This window comes from Enterobacter sp. PTB, from assembly GCF_051130085.1.
Lineage (GTDB): Bacteria > Pseudomonadota > Gammaproteobacteria > Enterobacterales > Enterobacteriaceae > Enterobacter > Enterobacter ludwigii.
The window spans coordinates 412,760-432,872 of sequence record NZ_JBDKEE010000001.1 but is presented as its reverse complement, the minus strand read 5'-3'; the positions used below and the strand labels follow the sequence as shown (position 1 = coordinate 432,872).

Sequence of the window (20,113 nt, the reverse complement as noted above, 5' to 3'; positions counted from 1 at the left end):
TTGATGTTCGCCGTGCCGTCAAACGATACGCCGCCGATCGTGCGTGCAGTCTGTAGTTTTGTCGCCGTTGCCGCATTACCTGATGTGCTCTGATTACCTGCTGTATTCACCCCAGGCAGATTGATGTTCGCCGTGCCGTCAAACGATACGCCGCCGATCGTGCGTGCAGTCTGTAATTTCGATGCGCTCGCCGCGTTACCTGTCGCAGGGAGTGCGGCATCAGCAATGGCTTTTACGGATTTTACAGCTTTTGGCGTTGCCGCCATTGTTTCACTGTCGCTGTCTGTTGCGCTGCTGAGTTGCACGATACCTTTCTGTGCAGTAGTGCCATCCTTAATACCGCTGGTAATGCCGTCCGATAAAATTTTCTGAATAGCCGTTAATAACTGATTCTCTTTTGCCGGGTCTGGCACCAGTCCGGCGTCCGTCAGGACGCTTTGCATCTCTGTCTGGAGATCAATTGTCGCACCCTGAATATCATTCATGATACGGGCGTAAACAATCGTCCCTTCAGTTTCAGTAGCCGGGTTGCCGTCATGAAATAAACCGTCATCGGTATCTACGGGATTAATAATATTTTTCATCTTTACTCACTCTCTGAATAATCAAATACCACTTGCGTGTGGGCCGGTTTTAATTCCTGAAATATCCCCTCAAGGTAATTGCGACCGAATGACGTCAGGCGCTCGCCGGTCGCCGATGCGCCACAGCGAAAGCGGTACACCGGTATTTTTTCGCCCGATTCAATTTTTACTATCCACACCCAGATAATGTCCGGCGTCCACAGCCGGTCGCCGCAGCGGTTACGCCCACAGCGGAAGGGTTCAGGCTCGGTGATAGTGATACCGTACCCCAGCGCTTTCGCCAGCTGAATGAAGTACGCCCGGCTCAGGCCGCCCGTTTCTGACATCTTGGCCAGAATGCGCTGGCGGCGCTGCTGGAGCGTGTCGCCCGGTGACGGCGTCAGCGCGTAAACACGCTCCCAGTCCGCCAGAAAATCCACGCAGGAGGCCAGGTTGATGGCGGTCAGCATGTTGCTGCCAGCCCGGTCAGCCCGACTGAGCAACGTCGCTTCCGCCATCAGTTCGGCCCGCATATTCCTGCCGTTCGGGTTATAGCTGACCGGAGGAAGCAGAAGCGCCAGCATGTTCAGGTACTCGTCTGTGGTCATCTTATGCCGCCATTTTGCTGACGTTGACTGCCCCTGCACGCAACCATTCCACCGTGGTGGCATCCACCTCGGGCACGACGTTGGCGGCAGGAACAAGGATTTTATAGTCCGTGAGTCCGGGTACTTCAGAAATCAGCGCGCCCAGCTGGCTCAGAACAGCAATCTGTCCCGGCAGCAGAGAATCAAAGTAGAGACCGACGGCGGTTTTCACATCTGCCGTGACGGCATCAAGCGTGGTGTCGCTGCTGAAATCCACGGCAATACTGAGGTCGACGCTGCGATCAGCAGGAGCCAGCACATGGCAGTCTTTTGCGGTGACCGGGCGGACGCTGTCGATATACGCCTGCACCGCACTGACGGTATCGGGTGACGGCGGACCGTCCGTGCCGGTTATCAGCACGTCAACCGTGCCGAGACCGCGTCGCAGCGGGTCAACCCACGCCCCCCCAACGCCGTCGACAGACATTGCCCATACCTTATAATCGTGGGCGTTACCGCCCGCCGGGGGCTGGCGCATGACGTCCAGCAGACGATCCAGCAGCGCGGCTGGCGTTTCCTTATCCGTCCCCCCGGACATACTCACAAGCTGCACCGCGCTGTCCATACCGGAGGGCGGTGAGGTCAGCACCGCGCTGACAGACGAAGCGTCCGCGATATTCCCGGCGGTGCCGGACGAGGTGGCGCGCGCACCCACGGTAGCCTTGCCGTCACCGTCCAGCGCTCCGTCATCGGTGGTCTGGTAGAGCGTGTCATTCCCCATGACGCGAAACGTCAGACCCGCAGAAAAGGCCAGTCCGGGCGTCCCGGAAAGGGTGGCGCTACCGCCTGCCGGTGTCGGCTGTTTGGGGTAAAGTCCGCGCTGGGCGGCGTGTATCAACAGATAATCGTCGTCGGCGGTGTCCGGGAACATCTGGCGAAGCACCCACGCCATATACTGGTACAGACCGCCGACCATGTCCGACGTGGCGTTGCCGCGGATGACGTGGTCACTGTCGTCAGCCGTGTCAGCATCAGGTTGCTGGTTTTTCAGTACCTCAAGATACTGGTCAAGCAACTGTTCCTGAGAAGGAATAATCAGAGGCATCGTTACACCACCTTCACCGGATGTTCATAGGTGACAAGCCCGCCGTCCGGGCGCTCGACCACTATCGACATATCAATCCAGCCCGCACGACGTCGGGTGGCAGAGACGGTGACGGAGGTCGCACGCCCGTCGCTGACCAGCGGCTGCAGCGCCTGCCACGCGTATGACTCAGCCAGCGCCCGGACTTCTTCGGTGTCCTTGCGCGGCAACTCATGCAGACGGGAACCCAGCAACGGGTTATAGAGCCAGCTGCCGAGCGGTGTTGTCAGGCGGACATACACGGCATTTTCCAGACCAGTGGTCCGGGTGTCGGTGTAATCGCCGGTTGAAGGATCGAGTCGTGTTTCCATTGCCGCAGGGTATCGCGCGCGCGAAAGCCCTGCGTGTTACGGGAGTGAAGCGGGAGGCGTCAGTTCTGCGGGCCGTCGGACATACCGTCCGGCGTCTGGTGCCGGTGCGAACCGACCTCAACGCCGTTGATTTTGATGCTGATGGACGTGATGGTTCCTGTGGTATGGCTGATATCACCCGCGAAGCTTGCTGCCACGCCAGAGCCGTTGTCGCCGGATATACTCATCCCTCCTGAGCCGGTCAGGAGTCCATTCACGGTGGCGTTCTGAGAGGCGGTCACCTGCGGCGTGTAAAATTCCACGCTGTCGGTCGCATTGACGATATATTTTTTACAGTACTGGCGGAACTCATCGCAGTGGGATTCAATGATTTTGCCGTTCTTCAGCACGATGGTGGCCCCTTCGCTGGTGTAAATGGCCACCTCGCCGTCTTCCAGCGCCTGCAGGCGGTATGCGCTGTTCTCCGTCGCCACCACAATGCCGTGGCTTGAATTCCCGCCGACGGGTATCACCACGGCCATCGTTCCTGCAGGCGGCACGGAGGTCAGGCCGTACTGCTGAAACACCTCCAGCGCCTGCAGTGACTCCGACTCCAGCCCGTCAAGCTGTGCGGTCATCACACCGCCGTCGGACGTGATGCGGGTCAGTACCGCCCGAAACGGCAGGCGGATCGCCGCCAGCGCCTGCCCTATACGCCGGTTGATAATGCTCACCACGTCCATTATTTGATGTCCCTCCAGTCAGTCCACGTTCCTTCAGCCTGTTTCCCTTTGCGCTTGTGGCGACGGCGAGGGTAGGCGTCAGGTATCCAGATACCGTCTTCTTTCAGCACCATCACGGTGGTTTGCGGAACACCGCGCCCGCCCCGCAGGGTGCGCGACATCATAAAAAAGATGCCGTCGATACCGTGGATTTCACTTTTGACCGCCACGCGCTGACCCGGTGCCCACAGCACGCCATCAGGCGTGCGCAGCCCGCGCACGGTGACCGTCAGCGTCAGCGCCTTCAGGCGCGAATCTGACAAAATCTTACGTGCTCGTGCGGTGGCTTCATCGTCCGTATCGGTATCCGGCATGGAGCGAATGAACGGACGATACAGCGTAAAGCCGGTATCGGTGGCCGTGCCTTTGCGGTCATGCACCCCGTCATGGTGCCGGGTGCCATGCCCCTGCGCCAGCACCGTAACCTGCGAATACCGACCGGCAATACTGGTCTGATGGGTGAGCGCCAGAATATTGCCGCCACGGTCACGGGTCATCGTCAGCGTGGCGACCGGTGGTGTGCTGTAATCCGGGCCACCGATGATAAGCGTGCCGTCAGGGGCTACCCACGGCCATAAGCCGTTGACTTCCGCCACTTTCATCAGCGCATCCCATGCGGTTTCGCCGGGGTTAATGGTGAATTTTTTCGGGGCCACGGACTTATCGGCATGAATGGCCGTCTTCGTGATGCCAAACGGGGCAACCACCTTGCGCATCACCTCATCAAGCGTCAGCTCTGACTCTGTGAAGACCGGAGCCGAGCAGTCCACCAGTGCGGCGGCATTATCCCGCCCGGAGAGCGTCAGCAAATGCTGGCTGCGGGTCACCACTTCGCTGATATCGTCGATAAGCCCGGTCATGACCGTCTCGCCGCTGGCGGAGAGAATGACGCGCGCCCCGGACACCACTTCAGGCGGTAAGCGGCTGTGGCTGACACCCACGTCCAGCTGCCAGGCATCGGCGGGGATAAGAAAGGAAGAGTCAACAGAGAACCGCTCCCAGTCGTGGTGGGCCACGCCGCCCACTGACAGGGTCAGTCGCTCGTCGGGGGTAAGGTCATCGTGCGCAGGCATACAGGGTATCTCCGGGCAGCAGGTTATTAGGGTTACGGATACCGGGATTGAGGCGCAGCAGCTCGCTGGCGCGACCGGCATCGCCATACCATTCAAACGCCAGCATGGACAGCGTGCAGTGGCGTACCACTTCACGGGTGACCAGCAGTGGCTGGCGCTGAATGAGCGCGGCACCCTGCATCTGCAGGGTGTAAGCAAGCGCCTGCAGATTGCGGATGATGGCCGCCGTGGTGCGGGTATCTGCCGTGACGTTCTGCTCAGAGGCGGCTCTGATATTGTCCTGCATCACCGCACGCTGAGTGACGATCGCATCCTCAATGGCCTGTCGGGTGTCGTTAGCCACGCGTTCGGTCTGCGTCCGGGTCTGTGACGGGGCGTCGCTTTCATTCTGCAGAATGGTGCTGGCCACTTCCGCAAGCTCGGTCACTGTGACCAGCTGTGCAGTACGGGTGACCAGCGCTGTATCGTCATCGGTGACACCGATAGTCTGGCTGAGCGGCAGGGAAAACGGATGGCTTACGACCGTCACATCCAGCGTGCTCGCATAGTCTTTTGGGGTATTCAGTACCTGTGTGGTCAGACGCGTCAGGGAAAGCCACGAGGCACTGATGCCGGAACCGGTCAGCGTGAGACTGTCACTGAACGTGTCCAGTATCCCCTTAAGATCGCTTACAAAGGACGCCGGTGTATCCAGGAGATTGCTGAACGCCGACACGGTTCCCTGCACCTCACCTTCGACAGTCTGCAGCACGTATTCCGCCTCGGCCACCACGTTATTGATTTGCTCAAGCCCGTTTTTCAGCTCTTTCATCGCCTGCAGGGCGCTGGCAAAGTCGGAGGCCGCTTCATCAAGCAGGTCATTGCCGGTCAGTGAAATGCTCTGTGCAGCCTCATCAGCGGACGCTGCAGCAAACAGCGCCTGTTCGGTGCCGGACTCAATAAAGACCAGCTCCACCGTGACCGCATCCAGCGGTTCAACGTGTTTTTCAACACCGGCTTCAAGAAACTGCGCGTTCGGGATGGGGCCATAAACGGGGTGGACAAGCTCGCCGACGCCCGCCGTTTTAAACGTGGTTAAAAGCGCCTTTAACTGCTGCTTCCAGTCGCTGCCGAAGAGAAATGCGGTCAGACGGAAATTCACCGCCTTCAACCCCTGGTCCTCGGTTATCGCCCCATCCTGCCAGGGCGGTGCGTACATGACCGTATCACGGGCCAGCGTGTCGCGGGTGTAAAGACATTCGAAGTTAACGCCCCGGAACGAAGCGGGTAACAGGGTGTCAATCCCCAGCAGGGAAGACAGTTGGGTTATCATATCGCTCATGTGCCATGCCTGCGGTTGTTGGTGTCAATCAGCACCTGAATGGCGGCTGCAATATCGTGGCTGTCAAGACGTACCACGACGTTCACGTTGGGAGCCGGTTGTGTCGGCTGCGGTGACCGCGACGCCCCACCGACCGGCGCATTGTGCCCCGGCCAGTTCTGCAGCATGTTCAGGGCTTCCGCTGAGGACGGCAGAATATTGCCCTGTGAGTTCTCGTTGCGGTTACGCGCTTTCAGGCGGCTGAGTTCGCGGCTTTCATTACTGCCGCTGACCGTATCGGACGGGACGAACATTCCGGCAACGGCCAGCGCTACCGGATTTTCCAGCAGGCCGTCTTCCAGCACGCCGTTGGTGACCAGATTCTTCCCGCCCGACACCACTTTTTTACCGCCGGACAGCAGAAAACCACCGAGCCGGGTCAGCCAGCCGGGTTTGGTTTCTGCGACTTCACCTGCGGTTTCCGCCACCTCACCGGCCACAGTACCGCCTTTGCGCAGTACCTTGCCGAGAAGACCACCACCACCGCCCCCGGTCAGCAGTCCAGCCCCCTCGCGCAGGATGGCGGCTGCGGCCATCGCTTTAATGGCAACCGTCGCCCCGGCGGCGGCTTCGGCAAGCTTTGGAAATTCTTCAGCCAGATGCGAGCCTTTTTCCGCCAGGTCGCCCAGCATGTTGGCGGTTCCCTTCATGGCATCATTGGTCGCATAGCGCTCTTCGTTTTTCGCCTGAGCGACCTTGAAGCTGTTACTGTCCTTCACCACACCATAGTCAACGTCCGTGGAGCGCTGCCCCTCAGGCAAGTTAAACTGCGCCTCCACATCACCGGTGACGTGGTTGAACATATCCTTGTTGCGTTCATAGCCGTAAAAGGCGTTGCGCGACTGCTGGTTGGTGAGAAACGCAGAAATGTGATCGCCGTGCAGTTTTGCCAGCGCATCCTGATAGCGCTGGCGTTCGGTGTCCGACGTGGCGTGCGACAGCTTTTTGCGCAACGCAATCCCTGCCGGATCGTACTGGTCATATTTGTCCACCAGATTTGACAGGGTATCGAGCGGCGTCAGACCTTTAGAGATGTCCTTGATGGCCATCGCCTGAAAATCGACTTTTTTGCCGCGTATTTTTACCCGTTTCGCATTGTGCTTCAGGTTGTTGGACGAGAGTTCTGCCAGCAGGTCGTTGGCGTTCGTGGCCCCCTCTGTCGCATCACCGGCAACCGATGCCGCCACTTCAAACAGTGCCAGCGTCTGTGCAAAACCGTGTTTACCGGACAAACCGGCTGACTTTGCGCTTTCCAGACCACGTGGCACTTCGCGCGCCAGAATCGGCACATCGGCGCGTCCGTTCTGTGCAGCAGTGGTCGCCGCATCCAGCGCGGCCTGCGCATCCTTACCGGACAGGCCGAAGTTATAGGTGGACGTCATCAGGGAGGCGACATCTTCCGCGTCTGCCCCGGTGGCGGAGTGGACCTTCATGACTTCCGGCAGTGCGTCGAACACCTGCTGGCGGTTCATTTTTGAGCGCGCCATCATCTCAGACGCTGTGAGGGCCTCTTCCGGGGTGCCGCCGCCATAGCGGGTCGCAGCCCGGACATTCTCGTCAATGGTTTTGACCCCGCCAAGACGTCCCTCAACGCCCTGATCACGGTACATGAAGTTTGCCGTGCGGCGCAGCTCGCTGTCGTAATCCATCTGCTCGCTGACGGGGCGGCGCAGCACCATACCAGCCCCGATGATACCTGCACCAATCCCTCCCGCCACACGAAAGCCGGTTTTCAGACCGCTGACTAGCCTGCTTTGTGTGCGTCCCGTTTCACCCAGTTCGCGATTCAGCTTCCCGACCTGATCTGTCACTTGCGCGTAAGCCCGCGACAACTCAGAGGCTGACACCACACCACTGCGTGCCATCTCCTGATACGCTTCCTGCGTCTCGCGAATTTCCCTGCGGATAACGCCTTCAGAACGGATACCCAGCTGTTCACGCGCCTGCTGGGCGCGCTTCACCGCTTCCTGAATCTGGCGGTAGCGCTCGGTGAAGTCATCCTTCAGGCTGACGCTGAATTGCGTGTTAAACGGACCGGCCATGCGTTATTTCCTGCGGGGTGGTTTTCGCTGTCGCGGACCTTTACGGCGACGGCTGATATAGGTGCGGCTCTCACCGCGCTGTTGTTTCATCCAGGCTTTGGGGTGCTCGATGCGCAGCACGGCATCAAGCACCCCGGCAAGTTCTGGTTTGGTCAGCCCCCGGACGTCTTCGTCGCTGTAGCCGTATCGCCGGAGCCTGACGCAGGCGTGTCGGATGTCCCGCCAGCGCCGCTCTCTGGTTTCAGCTTTTTTTTCAGCTCGTCCCGCACCACACGGAGTTGCTCATAGTCTTCACTGAGCAGCCCACGCAGCAGGTCATACGTCAGGTTCTCCTTTGGGATGGTGCCGAGTTTTTCAAGGCAGGCCGCCATCAGAGCCACGCCGAAGCCGCTGTCCGGCACGTCGGCATCAGAGGCGTCAATCTCATCACCCACGGTCGGCAGGCGCAGCACAAAATCACGGTGCATCTCGCCGTTATATTCCACGCCGAGCGCCAGGGTGCCGGAGGCTTTCATTGTTTCGGTCATCATTATTCCTCAATTCGGTTAAGGGCAAAGCCGGTGACGGTTACGCGCGCTTCGTTATCCACGTTGTACTCGTCGCTCACCGTCTGGACGGTAAAGTTCTGATAGGTAATGGTCTTGTCACTGCTGCGGTCATCCTCGGGGTACAGCGACAGCTTGCCGTCGGTGATGTTTTCCCAGATGATGGTCCTGCCTTTCGGCTTAACCGCTTCCACCGTCAGGTTATAGGTGGCGATGCCGTTCACATGACCACGGGCACGACCCGTTGAGTTCATGGTCTTGACCAGCTTGCGCCCCGTATCCACCGTCGGGTTGACGCGGGTGACTTCGATTTCTGTGCCGTTGACCTCAAGGACAATTGGCCCGACGTATACATCAGACATCAGCTGACTCCTTAATACAGGTAAATAGTGCCGGTCAGGATGTGCAGCCCGCGCACAACCGGGGCCGGGATTGACGCATCCGCACGGGTATCGTCACGGGCATTGCGCACGACGATGACCTGATCTTTATACGCATCGATGTTTTCCACCATCTCCAGCCCTTCGAGGGCGTAGAGCACATCCAGCGTCTCGGACTTGATCTGCAGCAGGCGACGGTCCGTCAGCTTGCCGCCGTTCGGAAAACGCTGTGACATACGGGTACGCCAGGCGATGCGCACATAATCCAGCGTGCGGATGGTCGTCAGATCAAGCAGGGTGGCATCCTCAATGCCTTCACTGTTTTTGATGTAGGTACTGATGGCGCGGACCAGTTGCACGCTGTCGCCTGCCACCCTGTACGGGGTGAGGCCGTTGTGCAGCGCGTTCTCTTCTTCGGTACGCATCGGCCAGGTGGCCTGCGGCGGGATATCCAGCCCCGGCAACACGATATTGTCGATGGGTTCTGACGGATCATCTTCACTGGCCAGAACCGCCCCGTAGACGGCGGCCAGCTCGCCGTTAGACAGCACCGAGGCGTTATGCCAGCCCGTTGAGATGCGGGAGGCGTTGAGTTTGCCTGTCAGGGTGGTGCCCGTCGCAAGTGTGCCACGCCATCCGGCAATGCCCACAGCACCGCGCTGTTCCGTCGGCCCGGAGACCTTATCAAGGTGCGTGGCCAGCGCGCTTAGCGCATCATCCGTCGAGTACGGCGTGACCACCACGGTATGACCGGCGCTGAAAATCGCTGACAACGCCGGGGCCAGTTCAGGATCGCCCTGACCACCGCTGATCGCGATCAACGTGCCGGTTAAGCCTGTCGCTGTGACGGTAAGCGTCAGGCCAGCTTCGTTACCGCAGGCACCTTTATTGCGCGCGGTCAGTACCACACCGTTCGCGGGCGCACCCTGCACGGTCACGCTGCCCGCCGCTGCAGTCAGGGGTAAATCCGGCTTACTGGCCACGGCCTGTACCAGCGCTGTCATCAGGTCGGCGGCTTGATCGCCGGTACTGACGGCAACGGCGACGGTCACGCCTGCCACCTGAAGGCGAACCTGCCCGCTGCCGCTGGCGGTCCCGGCAAGCGCCACGCCACCGGTTGCTGCTACGGCGGCCCCGTCATCATCCAGCGCACAGACCGCCAGCTTCAGGTTGGCGTTGGCATCAATCGCCTTTGCCACCATCCGGTGTGCCTGCGAGCCACGGCCAAAGTAATCCGCAGCTTCTTCTGCGCTGAAGACGTCGGTCGGCGTCAGGGCAGCAATCTGGCCTGTCGCAAGACGCTGCGCCAGAATCACCACATATTCTTCGCCGGAGGCCAGGGCGCGTCCGGCACGCGAGAAGTCATACCCCACATAGGTGCCGGGAACGCGCGTGGAGGCAGGGATAATATCTGTCATGAATGACCTCGTTTTTTATCAGTGGCCACAGTTTGCGCACGGGCATCCTGTAACGGCGTTTCAACCGGCGCGACAGCCACCGCCTCATCGTTCACGGGGCACAGGTCACCATCACGCAAGCGGCGCTGGTAATAGGTGGAACATTCATCCACGTCCACAGGCTTGTCGGTGATATAGCGCCTGGCGCTGTGTTCCATCGGCACTTTCAGCCCGGCGCGAGCCACAACCTTAATCATCAGATTCCTCCTTCTTCTGGTTGTCTACGATGTCCTGTGCGACCACTTCCCCGTTAACGGAGAATGCACCGTGCGTTGAGTTGTGCGGCGGAACAGGCGTCTCCAGCCGCCCCTGCCAGCGGACAAAATCCATATCCGGCAGGTCTTCACTGTCGGGTGGCTCCGGCCAGCTTCGGTTTGGCAGGGTGTCTTCATACCAGGTGGTATCAAAAAGACACTCATACATGGCCACCGCCTGTTCGCTGAAAACCCGGTTGGTCACAGGCCGGACCGTTGCCGGTTGCAGACAGCCAATATCCAGCCCCAAATCCTGCCCGGACAGCAGGCGGCGAACCGCGTGCACCATCCGGTAACATCCCGGCTCATCCAGCCTGACGCCACCGTGCCGGATGGCTTCATTCTCACGCAGGTTGTAATCCGCCACGTAAACGCCAAACCTGCCGGACACTTTATAGCGGGTGCGACGGGTGTCGTGCGCCACGCTTGAGGTGATGCCGGTAAAGGTGACGAAGGCACCGGGCAGGCGTCCGAGGATGATGGCCAGATCGTCGGTCATCACATCCCAGCTCACCACGTCCGTAACCATCAGCCCCAGCCCTTCACGCAGGCGTAAACAGAGCGCATCTTCAATCAGGGTTATCATCAGTAACATCCTCCGCCCGTGCGTTTGCGGCTCCACAGGTCCTGACCATCGCTGTAAAACTCAACATCCGGTGAAGAGTCCGCAATCGTCTCGCCACTCTGCGCACTGGTGCCGATGCTGACTTTTCCGTCAGCAACCCGCTTAAGCCAGCTGATGGCATCATCGTAGCGAATGCGGATTTCTTCTGTGCAGCGGTGCTCTGTCCCGGTCATCAGAAAACGGGCAATGTCACAGCAATAGTCCCGCAACGCCTCCGGCACATCTGTCAGTGGCAGGACGTACCGGGCACCGATATACGAATCCATACGGCGACTGGCTGACTGCAGGTGACGCTCAATGCGTGCTTCATCCGGGTCAGCACGGCCACGGGGAGCCGTGACCGTCGCGGCATCACGCACCGTGAAAAACGAGATGTAATCCTCCGGCGTCGCGTAAACCATTATGCAGTCCCCGTTGAGCCGTAAATCATCTGCCACAGTCCGTATCCGGCAGCACCGCGCGCTTCCGCACCAAACTTCAGTTTCTTACGGTTAAACACGTCCGGGTTATTCATGTCCTGCTGGGACACAAAAATCGGCTTTTTACGCTGCTGGAAAATCAGCGGCTTGATGGCACGGGTGGTGTCCATCAGGAACCACGCGGTATCGCTGGTGAGCCACGGAACGACCAGCACTTTCGCGGTGCCCTTGTAGATGTTGGCCTTACCATCATCCAGACGTTCGGCGGTCATCAGGGCATTGGCGGTGTCTTCCAGCGCCGGAGGAACAACCAGCAGCACCGGCTGCACGTTGAGCGGTCGACCTTCCACATCCTTCATGCTGCGCAGCGCGGTGCGGGCCGCACCGTAGGATTTTTGCGCATCGGCGACAGACGCAGCGGACAGCTTCGCTGAGCCAAGATTACTGACCACCACGTCCTTACCGTCTTTGTCCTTGCCGTTAAGGTGCTTGTCAGAGATAAACGGCTTACCGTCATAGCATTTCGCCTTAAAAGCCTCGTTAAGCGCTTCAAAAACCAGTTCATCCGGCCACTGTTTTGCGCTGAACCCGGCGTCCTGTGCCTGCGGGGCGTAAATCCCAATCTGATCGTCTTCGATGTCGTCGCGGTCGACTTCAACCGTGGCCTCGTAAGAGTCGTTGGTCAGGGTATAGCTGTGCTGCGTCAGTGCCTTGACGACCTTATCGCCCACCCACTTTTTCAGGCGGGGGAAGCGGTCAAGCCAGGCATAATCATTGGTTCGGGTGGTGGACGGCACCAGCGTGGCGACCTGATCCCACTGAGAGGGAGCCGCGTCAAACGCGTTGCTGAAGGTGGTTTTCAACGCCACAAACAGCGCGGTCAGGTTGTTTTTGTTTAAAATCATGGGGTTTTCCTTTTACTCAATCCACACGCCATCGCTACCCAGCATCACCACAACGCCGGACGGGGAATGCGTGGTTTTATCAATCCCGGCGGCGTCAGTCAGCGTGCGGTTATCCAGGATAAAAATGCGTTTACCCAGCGCCGCCTGAGTCACCGTGCCATCGTTCGCCCAGCGAAAAGCTTTATGGCGGCGGACCAGAACAGGAATGTCACCATCCCCGCCACCGGTGTTGTCAGCACGCTCTTCGGCACGTCCGGCATAAACCAAATCCGGTGCAAGCTGACCACCTACAGCCAGACCGTCGGCATTGATACACACGATGGTGCCTGCCGGGATAAGCTCACCTGCAGCGGCGGGAACCGGGATTAATTCACCGTCAATGTACGGTGCATCGACGTCGGTTTTTTGCGCATCAGTCAGTGCCATTGTTCATCTCCTTCGCCCAGGCTTCATTAAATGCCTTTTCATCCATACCGAAGTCAGCGAACTGTCCGCAGACCGCCAGTGCATCAGCATCCGGCACCGGCTTACCTTTATCATCCAGGGTCATGCCCTGTGTCTGCATTCGGGACAGCGCCCGAATCGGCTTACGGGCACCGATCATCTTTTCCATCAGCGCAACGTCGCTTTTACCCAGCTCGCGCAGGTTGTCCTCATCCGCGCCCTTCATCACACGGCCATCGCTGAGTGCGGCGGTCAACAGCGTGTCGACCTTGTCGCCCTGTACCTGAGAGGACAGGGAGGCAAGTTCAGCTCGCAGATCGTCGACCACGGCCACCGGGACATATTTTGTCGGGTCCGGCTTGCCGCCAGGAGCGGCTGTCGACAGTGCCGCAATCTGGCTCTGCCCGTCCTGAATGGTCTGGTCTTTCTGCTGCAATTGCGTTTTATACGACGCCATCAGCGCGCCGACAGAAGAACATTTCGCCGCTTTCAGCTCGCCGTTCTGCAGTGTGACGACGGCGGTCTGAATGGCGGCCTCGTCTGCCTCATTACCCAGCCCAAGAATGGCGCACAGCGCGAGGCGAAGGTTTTCGTTCATCGGTGTTTCTCCGTTGTCATAAAACATCATGGACGCCGCCACCTGACGCATACCGTCGAGCACCGGCGTATTGGTCAGGGCGGCGTTCACCAGCTCCCGGACGTGACCGTTTTTGTCATAACGAAACGTCGGGGAAACGTAGCGGTACTCATCTGCCTGGATAAGCGATGCGGCACGGGCGGTCCATTTCACATCCGCAAAGAGACCTTCACCTTCCACCCATGTCAGCGACTTGAACCAGCCGGAGGCAGGCACCGGGCCATTGGCCTTCGGCGCATTCAGGGACTGGTGTTCGTAGTCGAATTCGTAGTGGTTGATGCGGCGGTTTGCGGCGTCTATCAGGTTTTGTGCCAGCGCGGCGTCCATATACCAGCGTTGACCGCTGCCATCAGGCGCACCGAACCAGCCAGCAGGAAACAACTGAATGCGGGCCGTGTTGTCCTTGTTGATACCGGCAATCGAGGCGGTCGCAAGTTTCCACATGGGGTAAATCATCCTTTCTGAGCCGTAACGCTGGGGGCAGGATACGGCGTCAGAAAAGGGGGAAACAGTTACGGGAGTGAAGCAGGAACGAACAGGGAGGAAGAGCAAAATAACGAAACGTCATCAGCATACGCGCTGACAACCCGATTTAAAACCCGTTTAAATCGCGCCAGAATCGTTTAACGGGGTTTTGGCAGTATGATGTTACCGCTGCGCTTTCACAGACGCTTACAGCGCGTCTGTGGCGTCATTCACCGTTTCCGGCGATATACTCCAGAATCGCCTGGCGGATCTCTTCGTAATCCGCCTCCGTCAGCACCAGAAAGGGTCTGGCCGGAATATCAGAGCCGGGGTGGTTAACCTTACGGGCAAACCGTCCGCCAAAGGCCAGCGCTTTTTTATGCCGGGGACGGATTTCATGCGCACGGGTCTTACCGCCAAAGTTCTGGATAGCCGCATAGACCACGTTGGTGCCGACAACAGCGCTGTCGTTATCATTCCACGGGTGGATGGAGCCGTGCAACCGGCCTGACATCTGCAGAGGCTTACCATCACGGTATTTCAGCGGCTCCCATGCCGGACGCCCGCCGTGGATAAAGTTTTCATCCACCGCGTTCATCATGATCCCGGCGATTTTTTCCATCAGCGGGGCGCGGTTTTTCACGCGCCGCTCCAGCTCTTCCAGCAGGCGTTCAAGGTCTGGCGGAACCGTCAGCTCGATATCAATCACTCTGACACCTCCGGGAACTGGCCATCAAGCAGGAGACTCCCCGACGCCTGTGCCGGTGACCATGCGCGAATACGGGCTGCCTGAAAGCCGGTTTTCACGGCGTTCAGGGTGACGGTCTGGTATGCCCCGTTATCACCGGTCACCATATTGAGCACGTTATCCTGCAGAAACACCGCCACCGGGCGGTAAAATGCAGAGACAAGACGCGGCCACAACGACGTACCTTCCTCCTGGTTTGCCAGGCAGTCATCCGCCGTCAGGGTGATCACCGGCGACGGCAGCACGCCACCGGTGTGCAGCCGGGACAGCACGCGCGGGGAAAGCGCCCCCACGCGACGGAAATCACCGGAGGATGCAGGCGTCAGGCGCTGCGTCCACTCATGCACATCCCGGTTCATCGTGGTGGCCAGCCGGTTATTGCCGAGGGTTTCCTGCACGGCCACCGCCGCCAGCTCCGGTGCCGCCGTGGCACTTTTCTCCAGCAGCGACTGACCGAGACCCGCCAGATAACCGTGCCCCGGATTGAGATGAAAACCCGCATCCGGCACCAGCAGCTGTCCCGTCTTTGGATCACGGTACGCCGTCACGGGGCGCATTTCGCCATCCGTACCGTAAGGCTGCTGCACGGTGACCAGCCTACCGGCGCTGCTTTCCAGTCCCACAGGATGTTTATCAAGCTGGGCTTTCGTCAGCGCCCGCACCCAGCAGCGGCAGTTATACCCGTTCGGCGGGTAGATGGTCTGCCAGATGGGATCATCCCAGCGGAACACGCGTCCGTTGAGAGAAGCGTGCAGCGGACGCGTCCGGTTGTCCATGACCGCGTTGTACTCAAGGTACGGGCGCTCAGCGACACCCCGCATCTGCTGCTGCCAGCGCCCCGCCGCATAGGCTGACTGAATATTGGTTCTGAAAATCGTCTCCAGCCGGTACGGCATCAGCTGTTTGCCCTGTAGCACGCCGTCTTCATCGGCAACCAGTCCGCGCCCCAGCCAACCCTTACGCTGCAACAGCGGCTCGACCTCATCCTGAAACTGACGCAGGGTGGAGCCGTTCGCCAGCGCGTTGCTCAGTCCCTGATGGATATCATTGAGCACATCCAGCTTCGTGATCCCGGCAACCGTAAACTGTACCGCGTGCGCCTCATCTTCCAGCGCTTTCCAGCCCATTGAGGGCGTTATGCCCTTTGACTGGAAATAGCTGATGGCCTTTGTCGGTGGCAGGGTCAGGGCAAAGCCTGCATTGACATCAGGCATAATGCTGCCCCAGCACGTCAGCGGCAAATACAGCCTGCCCGACCAGTTCGCGAAGCGACGCATCGTTCAGCGTCGGATAACTCGCTGCCAGCAGCGCATACACCTCGTCCGGTGACTGCGCAGACCTGATGCTGTCAATCAGTGGGCGCAGCATGGTTTCGGCGGCAGCGCTGGCCTGCGCAGCCAGCAGCTGCGGTGCCGCATCAAGCTGTGCCTGCACCTCGTCCGTAGAGGGCGCGGGCAGCGACAGGGCGGCAAGCCGGGCCTGCATGACCTGCGACAGCGCCGCTTCCCCCGGTAACTGACGGCTGACGGGCTTCAGTATCGTCTGGCCCTGCTGCGGCAGCGGAATACCGCTCTTGTCGGACAGCCACTGCGCGGTGATATCATAGCCCGCATTCTGCGCCTTAAGGACGACATCCATCAGTGTGTTCAGGTCAGTGGATTCACGGGTGTCAAACTCCAGCTGTGGCGCACGTGCAGGATCAAACCGTCCATTCAGCGCCAGAACAGGCCACAGCAGTTGTTGCGTCAGGGTTTCCGCCACCATCTCGGCATCCCCGGTCAGCAGATCATGGCGCACCTCATTGTGAATATTGCCGAGAGCGTTGGTGGAGGATTTGCCGTCCGCCTGGCTGGTCAGCGTACCGCCGAGAATGACTTTTGACTGTACCTTCTCACACCAGTCCACCATCGCGAAGAACGGTGCGCTCTGGTTTGCCGACGGGGCTATCAGCTGGATATCGGCATCTTTCGGGATGATCCCGCCACCTTCGCGGGCCAGCTGCCGGATACCGCGTAACAGCCTGGACCGTTCTTTATCGCCCATCGAGGTATCGTATTTGCCGATACGGAACGGCAGACCATAGAGATTCAGGAACTGCGCCCAGTCGCGGGCGGACAGGTTCTTGAACAGGTAGGTCCAGACCAGTACGCGGAACAGACCACTCTGTGCAACAGGGCCAGATTTTGATTTGTGCCGGTGAACCAGCCAGCCCAAATCCCACAACGGCTCGCCGTCGGCACCGCCACGACGCAGGTTTATCTGGTCAAGATCATCCTGCGGCATGGTGAACATCCGCGCCGCCCGCTTGTGAAACTTCACCGGCAGCGTCAGATCGCCTTTCTGACCCCATTCAATTTCGGTACAGGAAAAGCCGTGCCCGATGGCATCCAGCATATCCATCAGCATTTCACGACGCCCCGGCAACTGGTGCAGCCACCAGTCCGCCTCAGCCGCAATTTTCTTTTCAGCCTCCGTCGCATCCGGCGGGGCTTTAACACTGAACGGCAGCGTCAGTAACGCCCGTTTGCGCTTGGACATCTCAGCGAACAGATGACCGTCACGCTCTTCCATGTCCGTAAACAGATCGCTCTGTGCCTGGACATCACCCTGTTCCGCTGCCTGAAACAGCGTATAGATACGCTGGATATCCAGGCCGGTTGACGGGTGCTCAGGGAATTCCCGGTACAGATATGGATCTTCGTCACTCTGCATCGGTTCTGTTTTAATGCGGCTGAAATACCGTTTAAATACACCTTTTATGTCCATTTACCATCCCCCCTCGCCAAATCCGGCGGAGTCATCGTCATCATCGTCGTCATCATTGCCAGTCACCGCACTCACAGGGATAAACTCAAAACGCCCCACACTGCTGGACGCGATGGCAAACAGCATCTGCAGTGCATCCGGTCCGTCATCATGGTCAGCCATCGGGAAATGCATCAGCTGTTCACGCAGGGTGGACAACAGGTGGCTGATGAGAATGCGCTCGTTTTCCATAAACGGCTGCAGGGACTCAATGCGCCCGTGCTTGTCGGTGGTGGGAATAACCGAACGGGCCGGAACGGGGATGCCTGCTTTCAGGGATTCTTCTATCAGCGTTTCACGCAGGAAGTCCTGGAACTGCACCGACTCAAACGCCCAGGCAATACAGCCAAACTCACGCTGCAGTGCGATCACATCGGTGATGATTTTCTTCGGCTTACCACTCACCTCCCTCAGACTTAACAGCACGAATATAGTCAGGCAGCATCATGACGCCCACAGGCCAAAGCAGCATTGTGACCAAAAAACCAACGTAGCGCGGTGAACTCTTCACAAAACCTAACTCCCGCATGGCGCTGGTATGGCAATACCCCAGCCAGAAGTAAGTTACTGCCCAGTATAGAATCCATAAATAAGACATCACAGCACCCTCCACAGGAAGTAGGGCATCAGGCCGCTAAGGTAAAAAAGCACAACACAAATGATGACGTGATTTACATCGATGATTTCTAAGTCAATGAGCACTTTCAGCCAGAAAAAAGCGCAGCCAGTAATCCAGAAAGACCAGAACAGTTTCACGACTTCACCCCCTGCTGCGTTGCTGCTGGCGCTGGCTGGAAAGGCTTTCTGTCTTTTACCCACGTAACCAGCATCTGCACGTATTTTTCATGAGTAGCGAATAACAACTCATCTGATTCTGGAGTCGCTATGCCAGCGTTACTTAATGCCAGGCGCAGGCCATCAGGCACTACCGGCGCTGCAGGGAGGCAATCAATGTGGTACTCAAATGCTTTAGTGCCTTCGCGCTTGCGCTTCAGTTCAACCATGTCACCCGCTGCTTTGTTCAGCAGATGGCGCACCCCCTGAGCAGTCCCCGGCACGCCAGGTAATCCAATCATTTCATTCACGCTGAGAAACATAATCACGCCACTCTGCTGTTGTAACGGCTTGGCCAGATGCAGGCCGGATCTATATTAAGAGCACCAGCAATGATGCGTTCGCCTTTTGGATACGTGCGATGCAGCGCATTTTTAAGCGTATCTGGTTTAAGTCCGGCATCCGTGGACAACTGACGCATTGTCACGCCACGCTTATGAAGCTCGGCGACGATATCGATTTTGTGCCAGTCGGCACTAACCACTTCTTTTTCGTTCATCATTCGATTACCCTAAAAAGTTAACCGTGCGGATAATCCGTTGAGGTTATCCGTTGGGGTAAGTATTGATCCAAATATAGACCAAGTAAAGCAAAAATAGCCCTTTCTTTGTATTTTTTGTTCACTGCTTTTGCATTGCTTACATTTGACTTATAAATCATGCAGTTAAGGAGAAAAGAAAAAATGAGTTCAAAAGCAAATGAATTTGCTTTTCCTGGCGAGGAAAAAGAAAGCTTCAGAGAGAGACTGCAACAACTTATTGGCAGAAGAAGTGTGCGCGCAGCAGCTAAGGACTGGAACTTACCTACCTCCACTATTAACAACTATCTACACAAAGGAACTGAACCTGCATTAAAGGTTGTCCTGGCTGTTGCGGAAGCAGAGGGAGTGAGCCTGGAGTGGCTAGCCACAGGTCTAAATAAAGATGGAATTGATTTTAATAAAACCCAACGCACCCAAGATAGGAAAACCTCTGCTGACTCACCCTCCGATAGCGACTATCAGTGGTTTAAGGTGATTTGGGACAGTCTTGAACAGCATGAGAGGCATCGCTTGTCCCGCCTGCTTGGCCGCAAGGGAGCTGATGTACTGACTTTACTGCTGGAGGACCATGCACTAGGCCTTCTCAAGCTATCAGGTGATGCACGGGAGGCGGCGCTACTTCTCAACAAATTACCGGAAAGTGAATTAAGAGAGATTTTGCGTAAATATCGTGAGGTTACGAAGGACCAAAGTGTAAGTGTAGAACGCAAACAGGCCGTTTGAGTGGTTTTGTTGATGATATCTATCACAATTATTTAAACGGCCTTTAAAGTGATTTAATCCCCAATCAAAATGTGCAGAATTAATGATAAAAAATGACATTTTTGCTCATTTTTGAAGTCGTAGTGCAGAACCTCTAAAACTCCCTACATCCCGCGCCAATCAAGGCTTCCCCCCTTAGCTGAGGCTTCCCCTGACAGTGCAGAAATGATTGCTACCCCACAATACATCTGGCTGCTGCCAATAACCTGATGATTCCCGGCCTTCAGATTGAAGTGGAATTTACCGTTGGTGGCCACTTTCTTCTCATAACGTTCATCAGAAGGGCTATTGGTGCGAACGGAGGCGATACCGTTTTCGGCGGAATTTTTGGTGGTGTAAAGCTCACTGGTCAGGATCGTTTCTCCGTTTCCTGCTTTGAGAACAAACCTGAACTGCCCATCACTGCTTTTGTTTAACTCGAACCAACCAGACATAGGAACTCCTTGAACGA

General features: G+C 57.8%; 26 protein-coding genes. 1 reads left to right on the top strand and 25 read right to left on the bottom strand.

What is annotated here, in order from left to right:
• The 24 genes from AAIR21_RS02135 to AAIR21_RS02020 all read right to left on the bottom strand — a co-directional run.
• On the bottom strand, positions 1–584 hold a 584-nt coding region (locus AAIR21_RS02135), incomplete at its 3' end, for a phage tail protein (protein WP_434679809.1).
• Positions 585–586: 2 nt separating this feature from the next.
• Positions 587–1,171 carry a YmfQ family protein gene (locus AAIR21_RS02130; RefSeq protein ID WP_434679807.1) on the bottom strand — a complete coding sequence of 195 codons (585 nt, stop codon included), beginning with the start codon at positions 1,169–1,171 and terminating at the stop codon, positions 587–589.
• A gap of 1 nt (position 1,172) precedes the next feature.
• Positions 1,173–2,255, bottom strand: a complete 1,083-nt coding sequence (locus AAIR21_RS02125; RefSeq protein WP_434679805.1) for a baseplate J/gp47 family protein — start codon at positions 2,253–2,255, stop codon at positions 1,173–1,175.
• A 2-nt stretch (positions 2,256–2,257) separates the two neighbouring features.
• A complete protein-coding gene (locus AAIR21_RS02120; RefSeq protein ID WP_240874369.1) occupies positions 2,258–2,605 on the bottom strand; it encodes a phage GP46 family protein in 348 nt (115 codons plus the stop codon).
• A gap of 59 nt (positions 2,606–2,664) precedes the next feature.
• Positions 2,665–3,327, bottom strand: coding sequence for a phage baseplate assembly protein V (locus tag AAIR21_RS02115; RefSeq protein WP_434679803.1), 663 nt, complete (start codon positions 3,325–3,327; stop codon positions 2,665–2,667).
• Positions 3,327–4,439, bottom strand: coding sequence for a phage baseplate assembly protein (locus AAIR21_RS02110; protein ID WP_434679801.1), 1,113 nt, complete (start codon positions 4,437–4,439; stop codon positions 3,327–3,329). The genes AAIR21_RS02115 and AAIR21_RS02110 overlap by 1 nt, the downstream gene beginning before the upstream one ends.
• Complete coding sequence (locus AAIR21_RS02105) at positions 4,423–5,760, bottom strand: DNA circularization protein (RefSeq protein ID WP_434679799.1); 1,338 nt, start codon at positions 5,758–5,760, stop codon at positions 4,423–4,425. The genes AAIR21_RS02110 and AAIR21_RS02105 overlap by 17 nt, the downstream gene beginning before the upstream one ends.
• Positions 5,757–7,841, bottom strand: a complete 2,085-nt coding sequence (locus AAIR21_RS02100) for a phage tail tape measure protein (protein ID WP_434679797.1) — start codon at positions 7,839–7,841, stop codon at positions 5,757–5,759. The genes AAIR21_RS02105 and AAIR21_RS02100 overlap by 4 nt, the downstream gene beginning before the upstream one ends.
• A gap of 152 nt (positions 7,842–7,993) precedes the next feature.
• Complete coding sequence (locus tag AAIR21_RS02095; RefSeq protein ID WP_434679795.1) at positions 7,994–8,371, bottom strand: phage tail assembly protein; 378 nt, start codon at positions 8,369–8,371, stop codon at positions 7,994–7,996.
• Positions 8,371–8,748 carry a phage tail protein gene (locus AAIR21_RS02090; RefSeq protein WP_434679793.1) on the bottom strand — a complete coding sequence of 126 codons (378 nt, stop codon included), beginning with the start codon at positions 8,746–8,748 and terminating at the stop codon, positions 8,371–8,373. Before AAIR21_RS02090 ends, AAIR21_RS02095 begins: the two co-directional genes overlap by 1 nt.
• Before the next feature lie 11 nt (positions 8,749–8,759).
• Positions 8,760–10,184, bottom strand: a complete 1,425-nt coding sequence (locus tag AAIR21_RS02085) for a phage tail sheath C-terminal domain-containing protein (RefSeq protein WP_434679791.1) — start codon at positions 10,182–10,184, stop codon at positions 8,760–8,762.
• Positions 10,181–10,420 (bottom strand): DUF2635 domain-containing protein, encoded by a 240-nt coding sequence (locus AAIR21_RS02080; protein WP_434679790.1) that lies wholly within the window; start codon positions 10,418–10,420, stop codon positions 10,181–10,183. Before AAIR21_RS02080 ends, AAIR21_RS02085 begins: the two co-directional genes overlap by 4 nt.
• Positions 10,413–11,063, bottom strand: a complete 651-nt coding sequence (locus AAIR21_RS02075; protein ID WP_434679787.1) for a phage protein Gp37 — start codon at positions 11,061–11,063, stop codon at positions 10,413–10,415. The genes AAIR21_RS02080 and AAIR21_RS02075 overlap by 8 nt, the downstream gene beginning before the upstream one ends.
• Positions 11,063–11,503, bottom strand: a complete 441-nt coding sequence (locus tag AAIR21_RS02070; protein WP_434679785.1) for a gp436 family protein — start codon at positions 11,501–11,503, stop codon at positions 11,063–11,065. The genes AAIR21_RS02075 and AAIR21_RS02070 overlap by 1 nt, the downstream gene beginning before the upstream one ends.
• The gene (locus AAIR21_RS02065) at positions 11,503–12,426 is read right to left on the bottom strand and encodes a Mu-like prophage major head subunit gpT family protein (RefSeq protein WP_434679782.1); all 924 of its coding nucleotides are present in this window, start codon (positions 12,424–12,426) and stop codon (positions 11,503–11,505) included. The genes AAIR21_RS02070 and AAIR21_RS02065 overlap by 1 nt, the downstream gene beginning before the upstream one ends.
• 12 nt (positions 12,427–12,438) lie before the next feature.
• Positions 12,439–12,852 (bottom strand): hypothetical protein, encoded by a 414-nt coding sequence (locus AAIR21_RS02060; RefSeq protein WP_434679780.1) that lies wholly within the window; start codon positions 12,850–12,852, stop codon positions 12,439–12,441.
• Positions 12,839–13,951, bottom strand: a complete 1,113-nt coding sequence (locus tag AAIR21_RS02055; protein ID WP_434679778.1) for a phage protease — start codon at positions 13,949–13,951, stop codon at positions 12,839–12,841. Before AAIR21_RS02055 ends, AAIR21_RS02060 begins: the two co-directional genes overlap by 14 nt.
• A gap of 247 nt (positions 13,952–14,198) precedes the next feature.
• The gene (locus tag AAIR21_RS02050) at positions 14,199–14,681 is read right to left on the bottom strand and encodes a phage virion morphogenesis protein (protein WP_373225864.1); all 483 of its coding nucleotides are present in this window, start codon (positions 14,679–14,681) and stop codon (positions 14,199–14,201) included.
• On the bottom strand, positions 14,678–15,934 hold the full coding sequence (locus tag AAIR21_RS02045; protein WP_434679775.1) for a phage head morphogenesis protein: 1,257 nt from the start codon (positions 15,932–15,934) through the stop codon (positions 14,678–14,680). Before AAIR21_RS02045 ends, AAIR21_RS02050 begins: the two co-directional genes overlap by 4 nt.
• Entirely contained in the window at positions 15,927–17,486 is a 1,560-nt protein-coding gene (locus AAIR21_RS02040; RefSeq protein WP_434679773.1) for a DUF935 domain-containing protein, read from the bottom strand. Before AAIR21_RS02040 ends, AAIR21_RS02045 begins: the two co-directional genes overlap by 8 nt.
• Positions 17,487–17,930 carry a phage terminase large subunit gene (gene terL / locus AAIR21_RS02035; protein ID WP_434679771.1) on the bottom strand — a complete coding sequence of 148 codons (444 nt, stop codon included), beginning with the start codon at positions 17,928–17,930 and terminating at the stop codon, positions 17,487–17,489.
• A 192-nt stretch (positions 17,931–18,122) separates the two neighbouring features.
• Positions 18,123–18,281 carry a hypothetical protein gene (locus AAIR21_RS02030; RefSeq protein WP_434679769.1) on the bottom strand — a complete coding sequence of 53 codons (159 nt, stop codon included), beginning with the start codon at positions 18,279–18,281 and terminating at the stop codon, positions 18,123–18,125.
• The gene (locus AAIR21_RS02025) at positions 18,278–18,622 is read right to left on the bottom strand and encodes a DNA-binding protein (protein ID WP_434679826.1); all 345 of its coding nucleotides are present in this window, start codon (positions 18,620–18,622) and stop codon (positions 18,278–18,280) included. Before AAIR21_RS02025 ends, AAIR21_RS02030 begins: the two co-directional genes overlap by 4 nt.
• Before the next feature lie 2 nt (positions 18,623–18,624).
• Positions 18,625–18,861, bottom strand: coding sequence for a helix-turn-helix domain-containing protein (locus tag AAIR21_RS02020; protein ID WP_434679767.1), 237 nt, complete (start codon positions 18,859–18,861; stop codon positions 18,625–18,627).
• A gap of 180 nt (positions 18,862–19,041) precedes the next feature.
• Between AAIR21_RS02020 and AAIR21_RS02015 the strand changes: the two genes are divergently transcribed.
• Positions 19,042–19,623 carry a helix-turn-helix domain-containing protein gene (locus AAIR21_RS02015; protein ID WP_434679766.1) on the top strand — a complete coding sequence of 194 codons (582 nt, stop codon included), beginning with the start codon at positions 19,042–19,044 and terminating at the stop codon, positions 19,621–19,623.
• Positions 19,624–19,766: 143 nt separating this feature from the next.
• On the opposite strand, the gene AAIR21_RS02010 is transcribed toward AAIR21_RS02015, so the two are convergent.
• Positions 19,767–20,096 carry a YegP family protein gene (locus AAIR21_RS02010; protein WP_434679764.1) on the bottom strand — a complete coding sequence of 110 codons (330 nt, stop codon included), beginning with the start codon at positions 20,094–20,096 and terminating at the stop codon, positions 19,767–19,769.
• Positions 20,097–20,113 lie beyond the last annotated feature (17 nt).